The 17,084-nt window shown below is 68.6% G+C and carries 16 protein-coding genes and 1 other RNA gene; 3 read left to right on the top strand and 14 right to left on the bottom strand.

What is annotated here, in order from left to right; all coding sequences use genetic code 11:
* Positions 1-31: 31 nt before the first annotated feature.
* The 3 genes from GLO27_RS05940 to GLO27_RS05930 are packed head-to-tail and all read right to left on the bottom strand — an operon-like array spanning position 32 to position 4,581.
* On the bottom strand, positions 32-3,007 hold the full coding sequence (locus GLO27_RS05940) for a bifunctional [glutamine synthetase] adenylyltransferase/[glutamine synthetase]-adenylyl-L-tyrosine phosphorylase (protein WP_167254016.1): 2,976 nt from the start codon (positions 3,005-3,007) through the stop codon (positions 32-34).
* A gap of 9 nt (positions 3,008-3,016) precedes the next feature.
* Positions 3,017-4,354 carry a type I glutamate--ammonia ligase gene (gene glnA, locus GLO27_RS05935; protein ID WP_021200708.1) on the bottom strand — a complete coding sequence of 446 codons (1,338 nt, stop codon included), beginning with the start codon at positions 4,352-4,354 and terminating at the stop codon, positions 3,017-3,019.
* Between the two features lie 2 nt (positions 4,355-4,356).
* A complete protein-coding gene (locus GLO27_RS05930) occupies positions 4,357-4,581 on the bottom strand; it encodes a hypothetical protein (protein ID WP_021200709.1) in 225 nt (74 codons plus the stop codon).
* A gap of 68 nt (positions 4,582-4,649) precedes the next feature.
* Here GLO27_RS05930 and ppgK point away from each other — a divergent pair, with 68 nt between their 5' ends.
* Entirely contained in the window at positions 4,650-5,396 is a 747-nt protein-coding gene (gene ppgK / locus GLO27_RS05925; RefSeq protein WP_021200710.1) for a polyphosphate--glucose phosphotransferase, read from the top strand.
* A 100-nt stretch (positions 5,397-5,496) separates the two neighbouring features.
* Here ppgK and GLO27_RS05920 read toward each other — a convergent pair whose 3' ends face one another.
* From GLO27_RS05920 to GLO27_RS05900, 5 genes are all read right to left on the bottom strand, one after another.
* Positions 5,497-6,153, bottom strand: coding sequence for a DUF1275 family protein (locus GLO27_RS05920; protein ID WP_167254014.1), 657 nt, complete (start codon positions 6,151-6,153; stop codon positions 5,497-5,499).
* Positions 6,154-6,249: 96 nt separating this feature from the next.
* Positions 6,250-6,606: RNase P RNA component class A (rnpB, locus tag GLO27_RS05915), an RNA gene on the bottom strand.
* Positions 6,607-6,649: 43 nt separating this feature from the next.
* Entirely contained in the window at positions 6,650-8,350 is a 1,701-nt protein-coding gene (locus GLO27_RS05910) for a bifunctional 3'-5' exonuclease/DNA polymerase (RefSeq protein ID WP_167254012.1), read from the bottom strand.
* A gap of 22 nt (positions 8,351-8,372) precedes the next feature.
* Positions 8,373-9,107: a C4-type zinc ribbon domain-containing protein gene (locus GLO27_RS05905; RefSeq protein ID WP_021200713.1), complete on the bottom strand. Its 735-nt coding sequence runs from the start codon at positions 9,105-9,107 to the stop codon at positions 8,373-8,375.
* Between the two features lie 36 nt (positions 9,108-9,143).
* Positions 9,144-9,566 carry a YchJ family metal-binding protein gene (locus GLO27_RS05900; protein WP_031207692.1) on the bottom strand — a complete coding sequence of 141 codons (423 nt, stop codon included), beginning with the start codon at positions 9,564-9,566 and terminating at the stop codon, positions 9,144-9,146.
* 42 nt (positions 9,567-9,608) lie between these two features.
* Between GLO27_RS05900 and GLO27_RS05895 the strand changes: the two genes are divergently transcribed.
* The gene (locus GLO27_RS05895) at positions 9,609-10,457 is read left to right on the top strand and encodes an aldo/keto reductase (RefSeq protein WP_021200715.1); all 849 of its coding nucleotides are present in this window, start codon (positions 9,609-9,611) and stop codon (positions 10,455-10,457) included.
* A 12-nt stretch (positions 10,458-10,469) separates the two neighbouring features.
* Here GLO27_RS05895 and GLO27_RS05890 read toward each other — a convergent pair whose 3' ends face one another.
* Entirely contained in the window at positions 10,470-11,306 is an 837-nt protein-coding gene (locus GLO27_RS05890) for a helix-turn-helix transcriptional regulator (protein WP_167254010.1), read from the bottom strand.
* 100 nt (positions 11,307-11,406) lie between these two features.
* Here GLO27_RS05890 and GLO27_RS05885 point away from each other — a divergent pair, with 100 nt between their 5' ends.
* Complete coding sequence (locus GLO27_RS05885; protein ID WP_167254008.1) at positions 11,407-12,171, top strand: SDR family NAD(P)-dependent oxidoreductase; 765 nt, start codon at positions 11,407-11,409, stop codon at positions 12,169-12,171.
* A gap of 33 nt (positions 12,172-12,204) precedes the next feature.
* On the opposite strand, the gene GLO27_RS05880 is transcribed toward GLO27_RS05885, so the two are convergent.
* The 5 genes from GLO27_RS05880 to GLO27_RS05860 form a co-directional block, all read right to left on the bottom strand.
* Positions 12,205-13,158 (bottom strand): L-lactate dehydrogenase, encoded by a 954-nt coding sequence (locus GLO27_RS05880; RefSeq protein ID WP_021200718.1) that lies wholly within the window; start codon positions 13,156-13,158, stop codon positions 12,205-12,207.
* Positions 13,159-13,232: 74 nt separating this feature from the next.
* Positions 13,233-14,120 carry a TIGR01777 family oxidoreductase gene (locus GLO27_RS05875; protein WP_021200719.1) on the bottom strand — a complete coding sequence of 296 codons (888 nt, stop codon included), beginning with the start codon at positions 14,118-14,120 and terminating at the stop codon, positions 13,233-13,235.
* Between the two features lie 82 nt (positions 14,121-14,202).
* The gene (locus GLO27_RS05870) at positions 14,203-14,760 is read right to left on the bottom strand and encodes a dihydrofolate reductase family protein (protein WP_031207696.1); all 558 of its coding nucleotides are present in this window, start codon (positions 14,758-14,760) and stop codon (positions 14,203-14,205) included.
* A 75-nt stretch (positions 14,761-14,835) separates the two neighbouring features.
* Entirely contained in the window at positions 14,836-16,266 is a 1,431-nt protein-coding gene (locus tag GLO27_RS05865; protein WP_167254006.1) for a PepSY-associated TM helix domain-containing protein, read from the bottom strand.
* 166 nt (positions 16,267-16,432) lie between these two features.
* Entirely contained in the window at positions 16,433-17,038 is a 606-nt protein-coding gene (locus tag GLO27_RS05860; protein ID WP_167254003.1) for a hypothetical protein, read from the bottom strand.
* Positions 17,039-17,084 lie beyond the last annotated feature (46 nt).

Genomic DNA, 17,084 nt, shown 5'->3' with positions numbered 1-17,084 from the left:
TCGCCCGATACCGCAAACTCAGGGCGCGGACTCAGCCGTAGAAGAGCTGCTCGAAGGTCTTCCGTGCGCGTCGGGTGACCCCGAGGTAGTCCTCTTCGAGCTCGGTCGCCGATCGATCGGGGTAGCCCAGGAGCCTGCCGATCGCGTCGAGCTGCCGACGATCCGCCGGCAGCACATCACTGGTCTGGCCCGTGAGCAGGGTGATCGCAGAGCGGAGACGGCTGGACAGGAGCCAGGCTTCACGAAGGCGCAGCGCGTCTTCCTCGGAGACGAGATCAGCCGCGACGGCAGCCTCGAGGGCACCGAGCGTCGACGTCGTGCGCAATCCGGGAACGGCGTGCGCATGCTGCAGCTGCAGCAGCTGCACCAGCCACTCCACGTCGCTGAGCGAGCCGGGACCGAGTTTCAGGTGACGCCGCGGATCGGCGCCCTGCGGCAGCCGCTCCCCCTCGACCCTGGCCTTGATCCGCTTGATCTCACGTGTGCCCTGCAGATCGACGGACTCCGGATAGCGGATCGTGTCGGCCAGGGCGGTGAACCGCGTGATCAGCTTCGCACTCCCGGCCACGCCGCGGGCGCGGAGCAGGGCCTGCGCCTCCCAGGACAGCGACCAGCGTCGGTAGTACTCCGTGTACGCCTCGATGGAGCGGACGACGGGCCCGTTGCGTCCCTCCGGTCGGAGGTCAGCATCGAGGTCGAGCGGAAGGCGGTGATCGGTCAGATGCTCCCGCAGGCCCGCCACGATCTGCGTCGCCAGCTTCTGAGCCCGCTGCGGATCGACGCCGTTCGCGTCGTACACGTAGAGGATGTCGGCGTCGGACCCGAAGCCGAGCTCGGCGCCACCGAACCGTCCCATCGCGATGACGGCGAAGTCCAACGCCTCGTCTTCGAGCGGGACCACCTCGCGGATCACCGCGCGCAGGGCGGCTTGGATCGTGGCCTCGGTGATCTCGGTGAGTGCGGTGGCCACCTCTTCGATGGTGAGGACATCGAGGACTGCTCCCATAGCGGTGCGCAGGAGCTCACGCCGTCGCAGCGCCCTGACGGCGCGCAGCGCATCGCCGATGGACTCATGACGCGTCTGTATCGCACGAGCCTCCTCGTCGAGCGCTGCCGCGCCCCGAGGGCGCAAACGCCCCGTGCTGTCCAACCATGCCACGGATTCGGGGATCCACTCCAGGAGCTCCCCGACGTAGCGTGAGGATGACAACAGGCGGGTGAGACTCTCGGCGGCCCCTGAGGAGTCCCGCAGCATCCGCAGGAACCAGGGAGTGTCTCCGAGTCGCTCGCTGATGCGCCGGAATGCGAGGAGCGCATAGTCGGGGTCGCTGCCGTCCGCGAACCACCGCACCATGATGGGCATCAGGTGGCGTTGGATCGTCGCCTTGCGGCTCAGTCCGCTCGTGAGGGCGCCGATGTGCCGGAGAGCTCCCGCCGGGTCACGGAACCCGATCGCCGCCAGGCGGTCGTGCGCCTGGGCTGCGGAGAGCGTGCGCTCCTCCTCCGGCAGCCCGGCGACGGCGCTGAGCAGCGGCCGGTAGAACAGGCGGGTGTGGATCTCGCGCACCTCGCGCCGCCCGCTCTCCCAGCGCGCCCACACGCCCTCGCCGCTCTCGGCCAGTCCGGTGCCTCGCGCCAGGATCCGAAGACCGGCAGGAGTGCGCGGCATCAGATGCGTGCGGCTGAGCTCCCTGAGCTGGAGGCGGTGCTCCATGAGCCGCAGCAGACGATAGTCGTCGGCGAACGCGGCTGCATCGACGCGCCCGATGTAGCCGCCCTCGACGAGTGCGTCGAGACTCTCGAGGGTTCCACGCGTGCGCAGCGATTCGTCGGTGAGACCGTGGACCAGCTGCAGCAGCTGCACCGTGAACTCGATGTCTCGCAGACCGCCGGCTCCGAGCTTCAGCTGATACGGCGCATCCTCGGGATCGATGTGCTCCATCACGCGCTCCCGCATGCGCTGCACGCTCTCCACGAAGTCCTGTCGCGCCGCGCTCGACCAGATCTTCGGCTGAACCGCGGCGATGTACTCGGCCCCGAGCTCGGAGTCTCCCGCGATCGGACGGGCCTTGAGCAGCGCCTGGAACTCCCAGCTCTTCGCCCAGCGGTCGTAGTACGCGAGGTGCGACGCGAGCGAGCGGACCAGTGCACCCTGCTTGCCTTCGGGGCGGAGAGCGGCGTCCACCTCCCACAGCGGCGGCTCCACCTCGATGGCGTCGAGGTTGCGCATGGTCTCGCGCGCGAGTCGCGTGGCGATATCGATCGCCCGCGCCTCCGAGAGGATCTCCTCGTCGCTACTCCCGCCGACGAAGATCACATCGACGTCGCTGACGTAGTTCAGCTCGCGAGCCCCGGCCTTGCCCATCCCGATGACGGCGAGACGCGTCGCGGCCACTTCCGCACGGCCCATCGATCCCTGCAGTCTGGCCCTGGCGACGGCGAGCGACGCTTCGAGGGCGGCACCCGCGATGTCCGCCAGCGCCGCAGACACCGGTCCGACGATCGACTCCGGGTGCGGATGCGAGAGGTCATAGGCGGCGATAGCGGCGAGATGCCGACGATACGCGATTCTGATCGCGACGACCGCATCCTCGTCGCCCGACTGCGCGAAGCCGTCTTCCGCGCCCACCGCAGCCAGCAGGCGCTCCTGCAGCTCCGCCGACGAGGGCAGCCCGACGATCGGCCCTTCCAGGACCGAGAGCTGATCCGGGTGGCGGAGGAAGAACTCGGCGAACCCTTCCGACGCGCCGAACACCCGCCATACCCGCCGACGGGTCTCCTCGTCGACCAGCAGCCGCCGCAACGGCTCCTCGTCGCGGCGCGCCACCCGCAGGAGTCCGCGCACCGCTGCATCGGGGTCGGCGGCGTCGGCCGCCTCGAGCAGGACCGAGCGCGGCTGATCCAGAATGGCCGCCAGCTCAGCGAGAGAGGCCGCGGCTTCACTCAACTCGGAGAAGCCGAGCCTCGCCAGCGCGGAGAGGGAGACCGAATCGTCAGGACGCGCCATCTGTGCGGATCAGAGCAGTTCGAGATTGCTCTTCAGCTCGAACGGGGTGACCTGACCTCGGTAGGCCTCCCATTCCTTGCGCTTGTTGAGCAGCACGTAGTTGAAGACCTGCTCGCCCAGCGTCTCCGCGACGAGCTCGGATGCCTCCATGTACTCCAGGGCATGGTCGAGACTCGCCGGCAGCGCCTCGTAGCCCAGTGCACGCCGCTCGGCGTCGCTCAGCGACCACACGTTGTTCTCGGCCTCGGGCGGGAGATCGTATCCCTCCTCGATGCCTTTGAGCCCCGCTGCGAGCAGGAGTGCGTACGCGAGATACGGGTTCGACGCCGAATCGATGCCCCGGTACTCCACGCGGGACGACTGGCTCTTGTTGGGCTTGTACATCGGCACGCGGACGAGAGCGGAGCGGTTGGCGTGGCCCCAGGTCACGAAGCTCGGCGCCTCGTCGCCGCCCCACAGGCGCTTGTACGAGTTGACGAACTGGTTGGTGACTGCAGAGATCTCGTTCGCATGACGGAGCAGGCCCGCGATGAAGTGCCGCCCTGTCTTCGACAGCTGGTACTTGGCGCCTTCTTCGTAGAAGGCGTTCTGGTCGCCTTCGAACAGCGACATGTGCGTGTGCATCCCGCTGCCGGGCTGGTCGCTGAGGGGCTTCGGCATGAACGTCGCATAGACGCCCTGCTCGATCGCCACCTCCTTGATCACCGTGCGGAAGGTCATGATGTTGTCGGCTGTCGTGAGTGCGTCCGCGTAACGGAGATCGATCTCGTTCTGCCCGGGGCCGCCTTCATGGTGGCTGAACTCCACGGAGATGCCGAGGTCTTCCAGCATCCGCACCGAGCGGCGGCGGAAGTCGTGTGCCGTGCCACCGGGAACATTGTCGAAGTATCCGGCCGAGTCCACGGGCACGGGGCCGTCGGGACCGAACGAGGAGGACTTCAGCAGATAGAACTCGATCTCCGGATGCGTGTAGAACGTGAATCCGGCGTCCGCGGCCTTCGCGAGCGTGCGCTTGAGCACGTGACGCGGGTCGGCGACGGCCGGCTGCCCGTCGGGCGTCGTCAGGTCGCAGAACATGCGCGCGGTCGGGTCGATCTCCCCGCGCCAGGGCAGCGTCTGGAACGTCGTCGGATCGGGCTGCGCGAGCAGATCGGATTCGTAGGTGCGTGTCAGCCCCTCGATCGCCGAACCGTCGAACCCGATGCCCTCCGCGAAGGCGCCCTCGACCTCGGCCGGCGCGATGGCCACCGACTTGAGCGTGCCGATCACGTCCGTGAACCACAGCCGCACGAACTTGACGCCGCGCTCCTCGATGGTCCGGAGGACGAAGTCCCTCTGCTTGTCCATGGCTACTCTGCGCCCTGGCCCTTTGCGTCGCCCTTGACATCCCAGCCCTGCTCGACGGCCTCTTCCTCGGCCCAGGCGCGCGAACGCTCCTTGACGACCTCGGGCGCACGGCGGGCCTCGGCCTCCGTGTCGAACGGACCGATGCGGTCGATGGAGGGCGAGATCATGCCGAACTCGATCTCGCCGGTCGTGGAGTTGTACCAGTACTTGTGGTCGCCGTCAGACATGTCTGCCCCTTCTTCACGTGATGTCATCGATCCTACTGGCGCGCACCGCGGTCGCTAAGCTATCGCCCATGGCAAAAGCGATCGGCGTCGACATCGGCGGCACGGGTATCAAAGCAGGAATCGTCGACCTCGAGCACGGAATCATGGCATCCGACCGGGTGCGGGTCCCCACTCCCGAGGGCGCATCGCCGCAGGATGTGCTCAACGCCGTGCAGACCGTTCTGAAGACGCTCGACGTCCACGACTCCACCCTTCCGCTCGGTGTCGCCTTCCCGGCGATCGTCAAGCGCGGCAAGACCCTCTCCGCGGCGAACGTCTCGAAGGAGTGGATCGACTTCGACGCGGAGCGGTTCTTCCGGGACGGCCTCGGCCGCAACATCGTCTTCGTCAACGACGCCGATGCCGCCGGCGTCGCGGAGGCCCGCCATGGAGCCGCCAGGGACGTGCGCGGCTTCACCCTTCTGACGACCCTCGGCACCGGTATCGGATCGGCTTTCCTCTACGACGGTGTGCTGCTGCCGAACACCGAGCTCGGGCACCTGAACTTCCGTGAGTACGAGTCGGTCGAGACGTACGCCGCGACCTCGGCGCGCGAGCGCGAGAACCTCACCTGGGCCGAGTGGGCCGAGCGCCTGCAGGCGTTCTACTCGCACATCGAGTTCCTGTTCAGCCCCGACCTGTTCGTGGTCGGTGGCGGCGTGTCGAAGAATGCGGGCGACTTCCTCCCGCTTCTCGATCTCAAGACCCCGATCGTCCCGGCGATCCACCGCAACAACTCCGGCATCATCGGTGCGGCGTCCCTGGCCGGGGACTGATCGCCACGACGCCTGACACCCGAAGGCCCCGCTGACTCTGCAGTCATCGGGGCCTTCGTCTGTCCGTCGCCTGCGAACACTGCTCTCGGAACACCGCCGATCAATCGTTCGGTCGCTCCCGGCGCCCGCGGCGACTCGCGGCCAGACCGACCGCAGCGAGGGCGAGCACGATCGCGGCGAGAAGCAGCGCCGCACCGCTTCCGAGCCGGTGCGCCGCGGCACCGATCACGGCGCCGCCCGCGAGCGACCCCCAGAGCAGCAGCGGACGCACCCACGCGGACCCGGATCGGCCGGTGACGAGCGAAGCGAGCGCAAGCCCCAGGCTGACCAACGTCCCGGTTGCGTACGTGATCGCGACCCGCGCGCGCCCGTCCGAGAGGTACAGGGTGTTCAGCGCTCCCATGGCGAAGGCCAGCATCCAGAATCGAGCCGGCCCCGTCGGTGCGATCGCGGCGAGGCATGCGCTCAGAGCGACGACGGAGGCGGACGCCGCAACAGCCCACGCGCGCCGGCGCCCGTCCCCGGCGATGATCGCTCCCATGACGACTCCTGCGACGAAAGCAGCCACGAGCGCCAACGGCAGGAGCGAGGCCGCGAGTCCGCCCTCGAGGATGTCGACGCCGGCCTGGGTCGAGTTCCCGCTCATGAAGGAGACGAAGAATCCACCGGTATCGATGAAGCCGATCGCATCCACATACCCCGCCACGCCGCTGAGCACCAGAGACAGTGCCAGACCCCGGCGCGTCACTTCGCGCATGATCTCGACCTCATGGACGTGCCTTTCCGGGCGATGGACGTGATGATCCGGATTCGCCGAGGGCACACCGAGAACACCTGCTCAGGTCGTGCGGTGCGAATGGGCCGACCTGTACGCCGGGTTCTGTTCCGGGGTTCTTCGCCCCTTCGACGGCCATCTCTCTCGGCGACACGTTGCCGTGGCACTCTAGCGGTCTACCCGAGGACTCGGCGAGCCGCGTCAACATCCTCTGTCTGACCTTGCTCCGGACGAGGTTTACCTGGCGGGCCATGTCACCATGGCCCCCGGTGGTCTCTTACACCACCCTTTCACCCTTACCCCTTGCGGGGCGGTCTACTCTCTGTGGCACTTTCTCGCGGATTGCTCCGGGTGGGCGTTACCCACCGTCCTGCCCTGAGGAGCCCGGACGTTCCTCGGTGCGGTCACCCGCAACGCGGCCGTCCAGTCGACCCATTCGCGTCTCCAGTCTACGTTCTCCGGATCCCCCGGCCTGCGACTACTTCTCCGCCGACTCCGCGATGCGCAGGTCGAGGGGCACATCGATCGGGAAAGAGCCGAACAGTCTCGTCGTCGCGGTGGCCGCTGCCTCTCGCACGGCCTCCGCGGCGGCCTCGGCATGTTCGAGCGGAACATGCAGGATCACCTCGTCGTGCAGGAAGAACGCGAGGTGCGGCGCGCGTGCGAACGGACCGGATGCCGCAGCCTCGGCGAACACCTCGGGGATCTGCTGCAGCCGATGACGGATCTCCGCCAACCAGATCAAGGACCACTCGGCAGCCGTGCCCTGCACCACGAAGTTCCGGGTGAACCGCCCCCAGTCGCGTGCTCTGCGTCGCGCGAGAGCCACGACCGCCGGGTCGGCGTCCGCGTCGGTCGCTTCCGACTGCAGCCGCATCCACTCCACCGATGGCCGCGGGGAAGATCGGCCGAGCCAGGTCGACACGATGCCACCGTCCTCTCCCGTGCGCGCTGCGGCATCGACGAGCGCCATCGCGCGCGGGTACACCTTGCGCAGGCGCGGAACCAGCCGGCCGCTGTCGCCCGTCGTGGCTCCGTACATCGCTCCGAGAACCGCGTACTTCGCCTCCTCTCGGGTCGCGACCGCACCGGAGGCGACGACTCCGGCGTAGAGATCACTCCCCCGGGCGGCCCGGGCCATCGCCTCATCGGCCGCCATCGCGGCGAGCATCCGGGGTTCCAACTGCGCGACGTCCGCCACGACCAGAGTCCATCCGGGATCCGCCCGCACTGCGGGGCGCAGGCTCCTCGGCAGCTGGAGCGCCCCACCGCCGGCCGAGGCCCAGCGCCCGGTGACGACGCCACCCGGGATGTACACCGGACGGAATCGTCCCTCGTGCACCCACTCCGCAAGCCATGCCCAGCCGTTCGCGCTGAGCAGTCTCGAGAGCTTCTTGTACGCGAGCAGCGGTTCGACCACTGGATGATCGTGCTCTGCAAGCTCCCACCGACTCGTCGACTCCACCTGGATGCCGACGCGATGCAGCGCCCGAAGCAGCTTCTGCTGGCTGTCGAGGTGGAGCGACGAGTCACCGAGGAGCTCACGCACCCGATCGCCGAGCTCGACCATGCGGCTCGGCACTCCCCCGGCGACCGGACGCGTCCCCAAGGCGTCGGTCAGGATCGCATCCTGCACGCCCGCGTCCCAGGGCAACCCTGCGACCCGCATCTCCTCGGCGATCAGGCCACCCGCCGATTCGGCGGCGCACAGCAGTGTGAGACGTCCGTCCGGTGCCGCAGCGATCACGTCGCGCTGCGCCCGGTACTGATCGAGCGTCACGGCGACCGCATCGTCATCGACGACATCGTCGAACACGTCGAACAGCGATGGGACCGCTGCGGCCGGTTCGCGTCGCTCCCAATCGGGCGATGCCGGGAGCGGGCTCGGAACCGACGAGGTGTCCCGCAGGATGGCGTGGCACAGGACCAGATCATGGCTGCGCGTGATCCGAACTCCGTGGCCCAGGAGAAGCGCGTAGGTTTCCGCGGCGGAGCGCATGATCCATCGCGGAGCATCGGAATCCTCGACCGAACGAACCCACGCGGCGAGATCATCGGCGCGCAGAAACGTGCGGTCCTGTTCTCGGTCGTTCCCGTCGAGTTCGATCGCCGCGTACTCCCGCGGCCCGACGGATATCAGCACGATGCGTCTCTCGACGCGCGACGCCGGTGTCGTCATCGCCGGCGCGCGCAGGCGCCGCTCATGCGAGCCCGGACTCCTCGGTGCGCACGAGGATGCAGCCGCACTCGGGACATGAGACGACGAGGTCGTCGGCCGCGCGACGGATGTCATTCAGGTCGGTGCTGGGGAGCAGGATGCGGCAGCCTTCGCAGGTGCCGCGAGTGAGCAGCGCGGCGCCCGCGCTGTTCGCGGCACGGCGTGCGTACTCGGCCAGCAGCTCCGGCGCCACGCCTTCCGCAACGGCAGCCCGATCGCGGGCGAGTTGTGCACCGAGCTCGGTGGCCGCGGCGACATCCGCCTTCGCCTGCGCCGTCAGCGCGGCACCCTCCGCCGTCGTGGTGTCGAGAAGTGCCTGCTGGGCGGCGAGGGCGGCTTCCGCTTCCTCGAGCCGTCCCATCACATCGAGTTCGGCGTCCTCGAGGTCGCTCTGCCGGCGGGCGAGGCTCGCCAATTCGTGCTCGAGCGCCTGCGCGTCCTTGGAGTTCGTCGATGCGGCGAGCCGCTCCGCGTCGCGATTCCGTCGTGCCTCGACGACGGCGACATCGGATTCCAGGCGCTTCAGCTCAGTGCGCACATCGTCGCGGGTGCCGGCGAGCGCGGTCAGCTCGCGGAGCTGCTCCTGGCGGATCGCGACGAGCTCGGTGATCCGCCCCGCCTGGCTCGGCTTCGTTCGTGCACGCTCGGTCTGCGCGATGCGCCGATCGAGGTCGGCGATGTCGAGCAGGGTGCGCTGGTTCTCGGGGCTGGCGTTCACGCTCTCAAATCTAGTCGCTGTCACGACATCCGCCCATCAGTGCACGTCGCCGTCGACGTAGTACCAGTGACGGTCCTCCCGCACGAAGCGGCTGCGTTCGTGCAACGAGCCCCTCACTGCTCCCTGACGCCAGAGCGCCTCGAACTCCACCACGCCGTCGCGGTCGAAGGGGCCTCCGGCCACGCGATCGATGAGGACCAGCCGCCGCCACTCGAGGTCGGGCTCGAAATCGATCATCTCCGGCCTCGTCGTCGGATGCCAGCTGCGCAGAAGGTGCGCCGCGTGCTGAACGACGAAGGCCGTGTAACGCGAACGCATCAGACGCTCCGCCGTCGGAGCAGCGGCTCCATCGAGAATCGGGCGGCAGCACGCGCCGAACGTGTCCCCGGACGAGCACGGGCAGCGTGACCCGTCGTCGATCACGACGTCATCCGGCGCCATCTCCGCCTCCGTTGTCATCCCCTCAGCGTACGCTCGACGAAAAGGCCAAGAAGGAGCATCGTGACCACTCAGCCCGTCGTCCCCTCGTTCACCGCCCACAACGGGTTCGCCCTCCCGGCCATCGGCCTCGGCACCTACGGACTCCACGGCGATGTCGGGGCGGAAGCCGTCAGCGGCGGCATCGACGCGGGCTACCGCCTGGTCGACACGGCGTTCAACTATGAGAACGAGGGCTCGGTCGGGCGCGGGGTCGCCGCCTCGGAGGTCGATCGCTCCGAGATCATCGTGACCACCAAGCTCCCCGGCCGCCATCATCCCTCGGCGAAGGCGCGCACGAGCATCGAGGAGAGTCGCTCCCGGCTCGGTCTCGACGTCACGGATCTGCACCTCGTCCACTGGCCCAACCCCATTCAGGACGAGTACGTCCAGGCCTGGACCGCGCTCGTCGACGCCCAGGCCCGCGGTGTCGTCCGGCAGATCGGCGTCTCGAACTTCCTCCCGGAGCACCTGGAGCGCATCGAGCAGGAGACCGGGGTGCGGCCCGTCGTCAACCAGATCGAGGTGCATCCGTACTTCCCGCAGGAGGAGCAGCTCGCCTACCACCGAGAGCACGGCATCCTCACCGAGGCATGGAGCCCGCTGGGTCGCGCGAAAGAGCTCTTCGACGAACGGGTGATCCACGACATCGCCGCGGCCCGTGGCATCACGACCGCGCAGACGGTCCTCGCGTGGCACGTCGCCCGCGGCACGGTGTCGATCCCGAAGGCGTCGTCGCTCGCACACCAGGTGGCGAACCTCGCGGCGGCGGAGATCGTGCTCGACGACGCCGAGGTCGCGGCGATCACCGCGCTGGGTCGCGCGGACGGACGCCTCTTCGACGCCGACCCGCGAACCCACGAGGAGTCCTGAGGCAGGCTCGCGTCAGACCTTCTGCGTGCCGAGCACCCTCAGGAACTCGAGCTTGCTCGCCGATTCGCTTCCGGGTGCGGCGGTGAGAACGATCAACGCGTGCGATTCATCCTCGGTGAAGAGCGCCTGACAGTCCACCTCGATCTCGCCCAGTTCCGGATGCACCATCACCTTGTGCTGCTCGAACCGACGGCTCACCACGTGGGCGTCCCACAGCTCGACGAACTCCGGGCTCCGGGCGGTCAGCTCTGAGACGATCTCCCCGGCGCGGGATCGGGGGCCCATCACGCCGTGCGCGGAACGCAGCGACCCGACCAGGGCGCGGGCCTGTCGCGGGTGATCGGCCTCGCGATACCGACGCCGTTCGACGTCGGGATACGCGAACCAGCGGTAGATGCCGCTGCGGTCGAGCCCGGTGAGTGCACTCGCATCGCCCACGAGCGCGCGGGACGCATCGTTCTGCACCAACACTTCATCGAGGACGGAGACGACGAAGGCCGGGGTGTCGTGCAGTCGGTCGAGCACGCGGAGGATGCCGGGGCGTACGTACTCCGTGATGTGTGCACGATCGGGGGCACTGTGGCCGCAGAGCCGGAAGAGGTAGTCGCGCTCGTCCTCGGTCAGGCGCAGAGCCCGGGCCAGCGCGGCGAGGATCTGCACGCTCGGCTGCGGACCACGCCGCTGCTCCAGACGCGCGTAGTAATCGGTCGACATGGTCGCCAACTGCGCCACCTCCTCCCTGCGCAGTCCCGAGGTGCGTCGTCGCGGCCCCGCCGGGAGCCCGACGTCGACGGGCCTCAGCGCCTCCCGCCGACGGAGGAGGAATTCGGCCAGCGCATCACGATCCACCCCTGAAGTATCCCCCGCTGTCGACCCCGGTTCCAGGGATCCCCGATCCCTGGATGTCCGCTCTCTGGATGGACGGTGCCAGGAAGCCGAGGCTGGTTGCATGAACATCAGCGGAAACACCATCTTCATCCCGGGAGCGACGAGCGGTATCGGCCTCGCCCTCGCGCTGCGCCTGCACGATCGGGGCAACACCGTGATCGTGGGCGGACGCCGCGAGGACCGCCTCGCGGCCATCGCGACCGCGCACCCCGGCATCCACACGATCCGCATCGACACTGCCGACGCGCGCAGCATCGAGGCCGCTGCCCGTACTGTGCTCGCCGAGCAACCTGATCTCAATGTGCTCATCACCATGGCCGGCGTCATGCGGGCAGAGGACTGGACGACCCCGTCGGGCTTCCTCGCCACCGCCGAGGAGACGGTGACCACGAACGTCCTCGGACCCATCCGGCTCATCGCCGCTTTCATCGATCACCTGGGCGCGCAGCCGGATGCGACGATCATGACGGTCTCCTCCGGGCTCGCGTTCGCCCCGCTCCGGGTGACCCCGACCTACAACGCCAGCAAGGCCGCCATCCACATGCTCAGCGAGTCTCTGCGCCTGCAGCTCGAGAGGAGCAGCGTGTCGGTGCTCGAACTGGAGCCGCCGGCCGTGCGCACGCCGCTCATGCCCGGGCACGAGGAAAACGAGTCGGCGATGCCGCTCGACGAGTTCATCGACGAGGTCATGATGCTGATCGAATCGCAGCCGGACGCCACCGAGATCCAGGTCGAGCGGGTCAAGTTCCTCCGCTACGGCGAAGCCCGCGGCGACTACGACCAGGTCGTCGCGACGCTGAATCGCACCGACCCGCACGGTCGCTGAGAACTGAGGGCGTCGGCCTCCGAGCCGGCGCCCTCAGGGACGCAGGGTGGCAGCCGCGGCGGTGAGGGCGTCGGCGGACTGACGCAGCAACGCCAGCTCACCGTCGGAGAACGATGTGTTCCGGATCGGCACGGCACCCGCCGCGCTCACGATCGACGGCACCGAGAGGGCGACACCGTCGAGCCCGTGGAAGTCGCGCAGCACCGTGCTCACCGGCATCACCGCATGCTCGTCGCTCAGGATCGCCTCGACGATGCGCGCGCTCGACAGGCCGATCGCATAGTTCGTGGCCCCCTTGCCCTGGATGACCTTGTACGCGGCGTCACGCACGTCGACCGCGATCTCCTGCAGCTCGTCGAGCGTGAAGCGCGGGTGCCCCGGCGTCTCCCACTCCAGGATCGGCACGGTGCCGATCGTCGCGCGGGACCAGAGCGGGAATTCGGTGTCGCCGTGCTCGCCGATGATGTGGGCGTGCACGCTGGCGGTCGACACTCCGGCGCGCTCACCGAGCTTCCACCGCAGCCTCGACGTGTCGAGCACGGTTCCCGAGGCGAAGATCCGCTCCGGCGGAAGCCCCGTCTCCTCCTGTGCGATCACCGTCAGCACGTCGCAGGGATTCGTGACGATCACGTAGATGGCGTTCGGTGCGACTTCGAGGAGATCGGGCATCATGCGGCGGATGATGCCCGCGTTGACCTCAGCGAGCTCGATGCGGGTCTGGCCGGGCTTCTGCTTGGCCCCGGCCGTGATCACCACGACGTGCGAACCGGCCGCGACGGAGATGTCGCTGCCGCCGATGATGTCGCTGGAGCCCGTGAACTGCGTGCCGTGGGCCAGGTCGAGCACCTCGGCCTCGACCTTTTCGGTCGCGATGTCATACAGCGCGACGTGCCGGGCAGAGCCACGGATCAGTGCCGCATAGGCGACACTAGATCCCACGCTTCCCGCACCGACGACCGTGAGCTTCGAGTTCTCGATGATCTCCATGCGCACAGTCTTGCAGTGCGGCACCCCGATCCGGGAGGGGTCTCACCGGAAGAATGCCGTCCCGCTCGACGACGTCACAGCGCGGCGGCGACAGCCTCCGCCGCAGTCGCGTGTGTGAACCGGAATCCGGACCGCTCCAGTACCTGCGGACGGACATCGGCGTCGGGGAGCAACAGCGATTCCGCAGCGTCCCCGAGAGCCCAGCGCAGCGCCCAGGCCGGCGCGGGCAGCCAGAACGGCCGATGCATCCGCGCGGCGAGCGCACGACCGATGTCGTTCGCGGAGGCCGGAGTGGGTCCGGTGAGGTTCACCGGACCCACGATCTTGGCGTCCACGATGTGGCGGATCGCCCGCACCTCGTCATCGAGCGAGATCCACGGCCAGATCTGCGTGCCGCGGCCCAACGGCCCGGAGACGCCGAATCGGGTCAGCTGGATGAGGGGCTTGAGGACTCCACGTCTGTGCACCACCGGCGCGGTACGGAGCAGGGCGACCCGGGTGTGGTCTTCCGCGCGTCGCGCTTCGGCTTCCCACCGCACGGTCAGATCGGCCAGGAAGGTCTGCCCTGCGGCCGAGTCCTCGGTGAGGATCTCACCGGGGGCGGAGCCGTAGTACCCGACGGCGGATGCCGAGACGAGCGCCGGGGCGTCGGAGCGCAGTGCCCGAAGCGCGGTGGTCAGGGTACGCGTCGCCTGGAGCCGCGAGTCGACGAGCTCCCGACGATAGCCGCGTGTCCAGGGCAGCCGTCCCACGCTGGCTCCGCCGAGGGCGACGACCGCGTCTGCGCCCGTCAGAACCTCGGGGTCGAGTGCGCTCTCCCCCGGCGCCCATTGCGCCTCGTCCTCCGATCGCGGGATCCGACGGACCAGAGCGGTGACTTCGATCCCATCCGCGCGGAGCGATGCGGCGAGTGCGGTGCCGATGAGGCCCGATGCCCCGCTGATGACGATACGTCCCGCCATGTGTGAAAACTCCCCTGTCCGATCGCCGAATCGTGTCGTGCGGTCCAGCGTACGCGCCGCCTCGCTCCCCGGAGGTCAGGTCTCAGCGGGCCCGCCGATAGTGCGTCGCGATGACCCCGCTGCGAAGCGGTGTGGCGGAGATCAGCTCGAGACGGCGTGTTCCTGGCAGTCCGTCCTGATAGAGGGTCGGGCCGTGACCCACGATCCGGGGGTGCACGAGGAACCGGTACTCGTCGATCAGGTCCAGGCGATCGAGCGCGCTCGCCAGCATCCCGCTGCCGAGCAGGACACCATCGGGGGTGTCGTCCTTGAGTCTCTGCACGCTCGTGCGCAGGTCTCCGACGAGACGATGGCTGTGGGCCCAGGGGAAGTCCTCGCGCGTGGACGAGACCACATACTTCGGCTTCGCGTCCAGCGCGACCGCCCAGTCGTACAGCGCGCGTGGAGCGTCCACCTCACCGCGGGCGACCGCCGGCCAGGCGTCCTCCATCATCTCGTAGGTGGTCCGGCCCCAGAGCATCGCACCGGATTCCTGCAGCAGTCGCGTGAAGTGGGCGTGGGTCTCGTCGTCGGCGATCCCCTCACGATGATCGACGCAGCCGTCGAGGGTGACGTTGATGCTGAAGGTCAGAAGTCCCATGCGGGGAGCATAGGTCTGCGGCGAGGCGACCGCCAGGGGCTTTCGGACGGTCGCCTCGCCGCTCATAGGCTGCCTTCACCCGCCCTTCGTGCCTCGCGAACGCGTGACGCCGATGACCGTGTCGAGGATCACGAAGCCGAGGAGTGTCCATCCGACGAGCGGAAGCCAGAAGCCGATGAGAACGGCGGCGACTCCCACCGCTCCGATCCCCCACCACGGTGCCGTCGGCAGCACGCGGCGGGGTGGGGCCCCGACGACGGGGCCCGTGACACGCGGCGGCCTCCGTTTCCACCACAGGAGATAGCCGAGCACGACCATCGCGGCGAGTCCGACCGCGACGACGAACAGCACGAGCTGGTTGACGAGTCCGAACATGACCCCCATGTGCAGGTTGATCCCCCAGCTGGCGAGCTTCGCCGCGAGCGGGAGGTCCGCGAAGTCGATCCGGTCGACGACCTGCATGGTGATCCCGTTGATCGCGAGGGAGTCGCCTTCCGTGGGGAAGCTGCTCTTGATCTCGCGGATCGCCCATGCCGTGCCGGGCTCTGTCGGCGGTCTGATCTCGACCTGCCCCGTGTTGACGTTCTCTTCTTGCGCGATCGCGAGGATCGCGTCGAAGGTAGCAGGATTGGCGGCGCCGGTCGGTGCGGTCATCGCGCCGTTGTGGCCGGCGTGCTCGTCCGCTGACGCGGTGCCGCCGTCGAGGCTGGTGTCGATCGAGGGCGTGCCCCAGTCGAGTGCGGCGCGAAGGCTGCTGACGTTGTTCCCGGCATACTGCGACCAGGTGATTCCGGTGGCGGAGAGGAAGAGCGCACCGAGGATGACCCAGATCCCGATGCTCGTGTGCCAGCCCAGCATCCCGCGGTAACCCTTGTGGGCGAGGTTCGGGCGAAGGAGGTCCCTCTTCACCCGAGACTTCCGGATGCGGACGATCCACAGCCCCAGACCCGCCACGACCACGATCCCGAGCCAGGAGGCGGCGAGTTCGCTGTAGAGACGTCCGGCGTCTCCCAGGTGGAGGTTGCGGTGGAGATTGCTGATCCAGGTGCGGAGCGGCGTCGCGCCGCTGGTGCCGTAGACGACCAGATCGCCGCGGATCTCTCCGGTTCCGGGATCGACGAACACGGCCCTGGATTCGCTCGGTCCCAGCCCGTCCTCGGCGTACATGATCCGTGTGGTGTCGCCGGGTTCGGGTGCGGGCCGCACAGCGAGGAGTCCGGAGGGGTCGCCACGGTAGTCGGCGGCGGCCTCGATCTGCTCCGCGAGGGTGAGTGATGTCTGCGTGTCGGGTGCACGCAACTGTTCCGCGTAGACGGCCTGTTCCAGCTGCGGGGTCAGCGCGTACAGGGCGCCGCTGACGGCGGCGATGAGGATGAACGGCCCGACGAGGATGCCCGCGTAGAAGTGCAGACGGAGCAGCAGAGGGACGAACCATCCGCGTCGACGGGACGTGGCGGGCGGGGAGGGTGGGGAGTGTGGGGCGGATTCGGACGATGTGAGGGTCATGGTGATGCTTTCCGGATGTGAGGGGTCGCCGATGGATCGTCGTGCACACCCGGAAGAAGGGAATGCCCCGGGCGCAGACGGACGGCACCGACGGTCGTTCAGGAGGCTCTGGGCGCGCGTGGCGCCCAGAGCGGGAACACACCGGCCGCAGACGAGCCGGTGCGGATCAGCTCACGCCGCGTGCCGGCGGAGCCCGGCCCCGCAGACTCGCGAGTGTCGACGACTCACGCAGACGACGACCACGCGGCGAGACGCCGGGTTCGCGCAGGTCGAGCATCGCGGGGGCGCCCAACGCCGCTGCCACCCGACGACGCACCCAGAGGACCACCCGAATCGCGAGGTCTCGCAGCGCGAGCAGCATCCGCTCACCGCGATGCGCGGCGGCGACCGTCACGATCGCCGCCGACAGGTGTCCGATCCACATGGTCCCGTCGGCGACGACCAACTCCGTCGTGCCGGAAGCACCGGGCAGAACCATGGCAGTGCCGTGCACGTGACCGAGGGACCGCCCCGAGGGCTCGATCGTCCCCAGGACGAACAGGAGGTGGAACAGGAGTTGGCTGATAGCGATGGAGATGCTCGATCGGATCACCGAGAGCTTCCGGCCCGCGAGGAGCACGCAGACCATGAGGGAGAAGATCCAGGGCACCAGGATGCCCAACGGGCCCGGCATCTGTCCGCCGCCGGTCACGTGGCCGGCCAGCGCCGCGAACGTCGCGAGCGACGCCGAGGAGAAACCACGCACGAGTGCGCTCTTCCTCGACGGGATCATGTTCCCATCCTGTCATCGCCCCGGCGACAGGATGGAGCTCGCGATC

Origin of the sequence: Microbacterium sp. Be9, assembly GCF_011754135.1 — a bacterium.
Taxonomy (GTDB): Bacteria; Actinomycetota; Actinomycetes; order Actinomycetales; family Microbacteriaceae; genus Microbacterium; species Microbacterium maritypicum_A.
This window is presented reverse-complemented; position numbering and strand designations above follow the sequence as displayed.

Excerpts from the sequence above, each read along its gene's own strand:
- GLO27_RS05910 (WP_167254012.1), bottom strand. The coding sequence starts at position 8,350 with ATGACGACACCGGCGTCGCGCGTCGAGAGACGCATCGTGCTGATATCC.
- GLO27_RS05865 (WP_167254006.1), bottom strand. The coding sequence starts at position 16,266 with ATGACCCTCACATCGTCCGAATCCGCCCCACACTCCCCACCCTCCCCG.
- GLO27_RS05900 (WP_031207692.1), bottom strand. The coding sequence starts at position 9,566 with ATGACAACGGAGGCGGAGATGGCGCCGGATGACGTCGTGATCGACGAC.
- GLO27_RS05860 (WP_167254003.1), bottom strand. The coding sequence starts at position 17,038 with ATGATCCCGTCGAGGAAGAGCGCACTCGTGCGTGGTTTCTCCTCGGCG.
- GLO27_RS05930 (WP_021200709.1), bottom strand. The coding sequence starts at position 4,581 with ATGTCTGACGGCGACCACAAGTACTGGTACAACTCCACGACCGGCGAG.
- GLO27_RS05875 (WP_021200719.1), bottom strand. The coding sequence starts at position 14,120 with ATGGCGGGACGTATCGTCATCAGCGGGGCATCGGGCCTCATCGGCACC.
- glnA (WP_021200708.1), bottom strand. The coding sequence starts at position 4,354 with ATGGACAAGCAGAGGGACTTCGTCCTCCGGACCATCGAGGAGCGCGGC.
- GLO27_RS05880 (WP_021200718.1), bottom strand. The coding sequence starts at position 13,158 with ATGGAGATCATCGAGAACTCGAAGCTCACGGTCGTCGGTGCGGGAAGC.
- GLO27_RS05885 (WP_167254008.1), top strand. The coding sequence starts at position 11,407 with ATGAACATCAGCGGAAACACCATCTTCATCCCGGGAGCGACGAGCGGT.
- GLO27_RS05920 (WP_167254014.1), bottom strand. The coding sequence starts at position 6,153 with ATGCGCGAAGTGACGCGCCGGGGTCTGGCACTGTCTCTGGTGCTCAGC.
- ppgK (WP_021200710.1), top strand. The coding sequence starts at position 4,650 with ATGGCAAAAGCGATCGGCGTCGACATCGGCGGCACGGGTATCAAAGCA.
- GLO27_RS05870 (WP_031207696.1), bottom strand. The coding sequence starts at position 14,760 with ATGGGACTTCTGACCTTCAGCATCAACGTCACCCTCGACGGCTGCGTC.
- GLO27_RS05940 (WP_167254016.1), bottom strand. The coding sequence starts at position 3,007 with ATGGCGCGTCCTGACGATTCGGTCTCCCTCTCCGCGCTGGCGAGGCTC.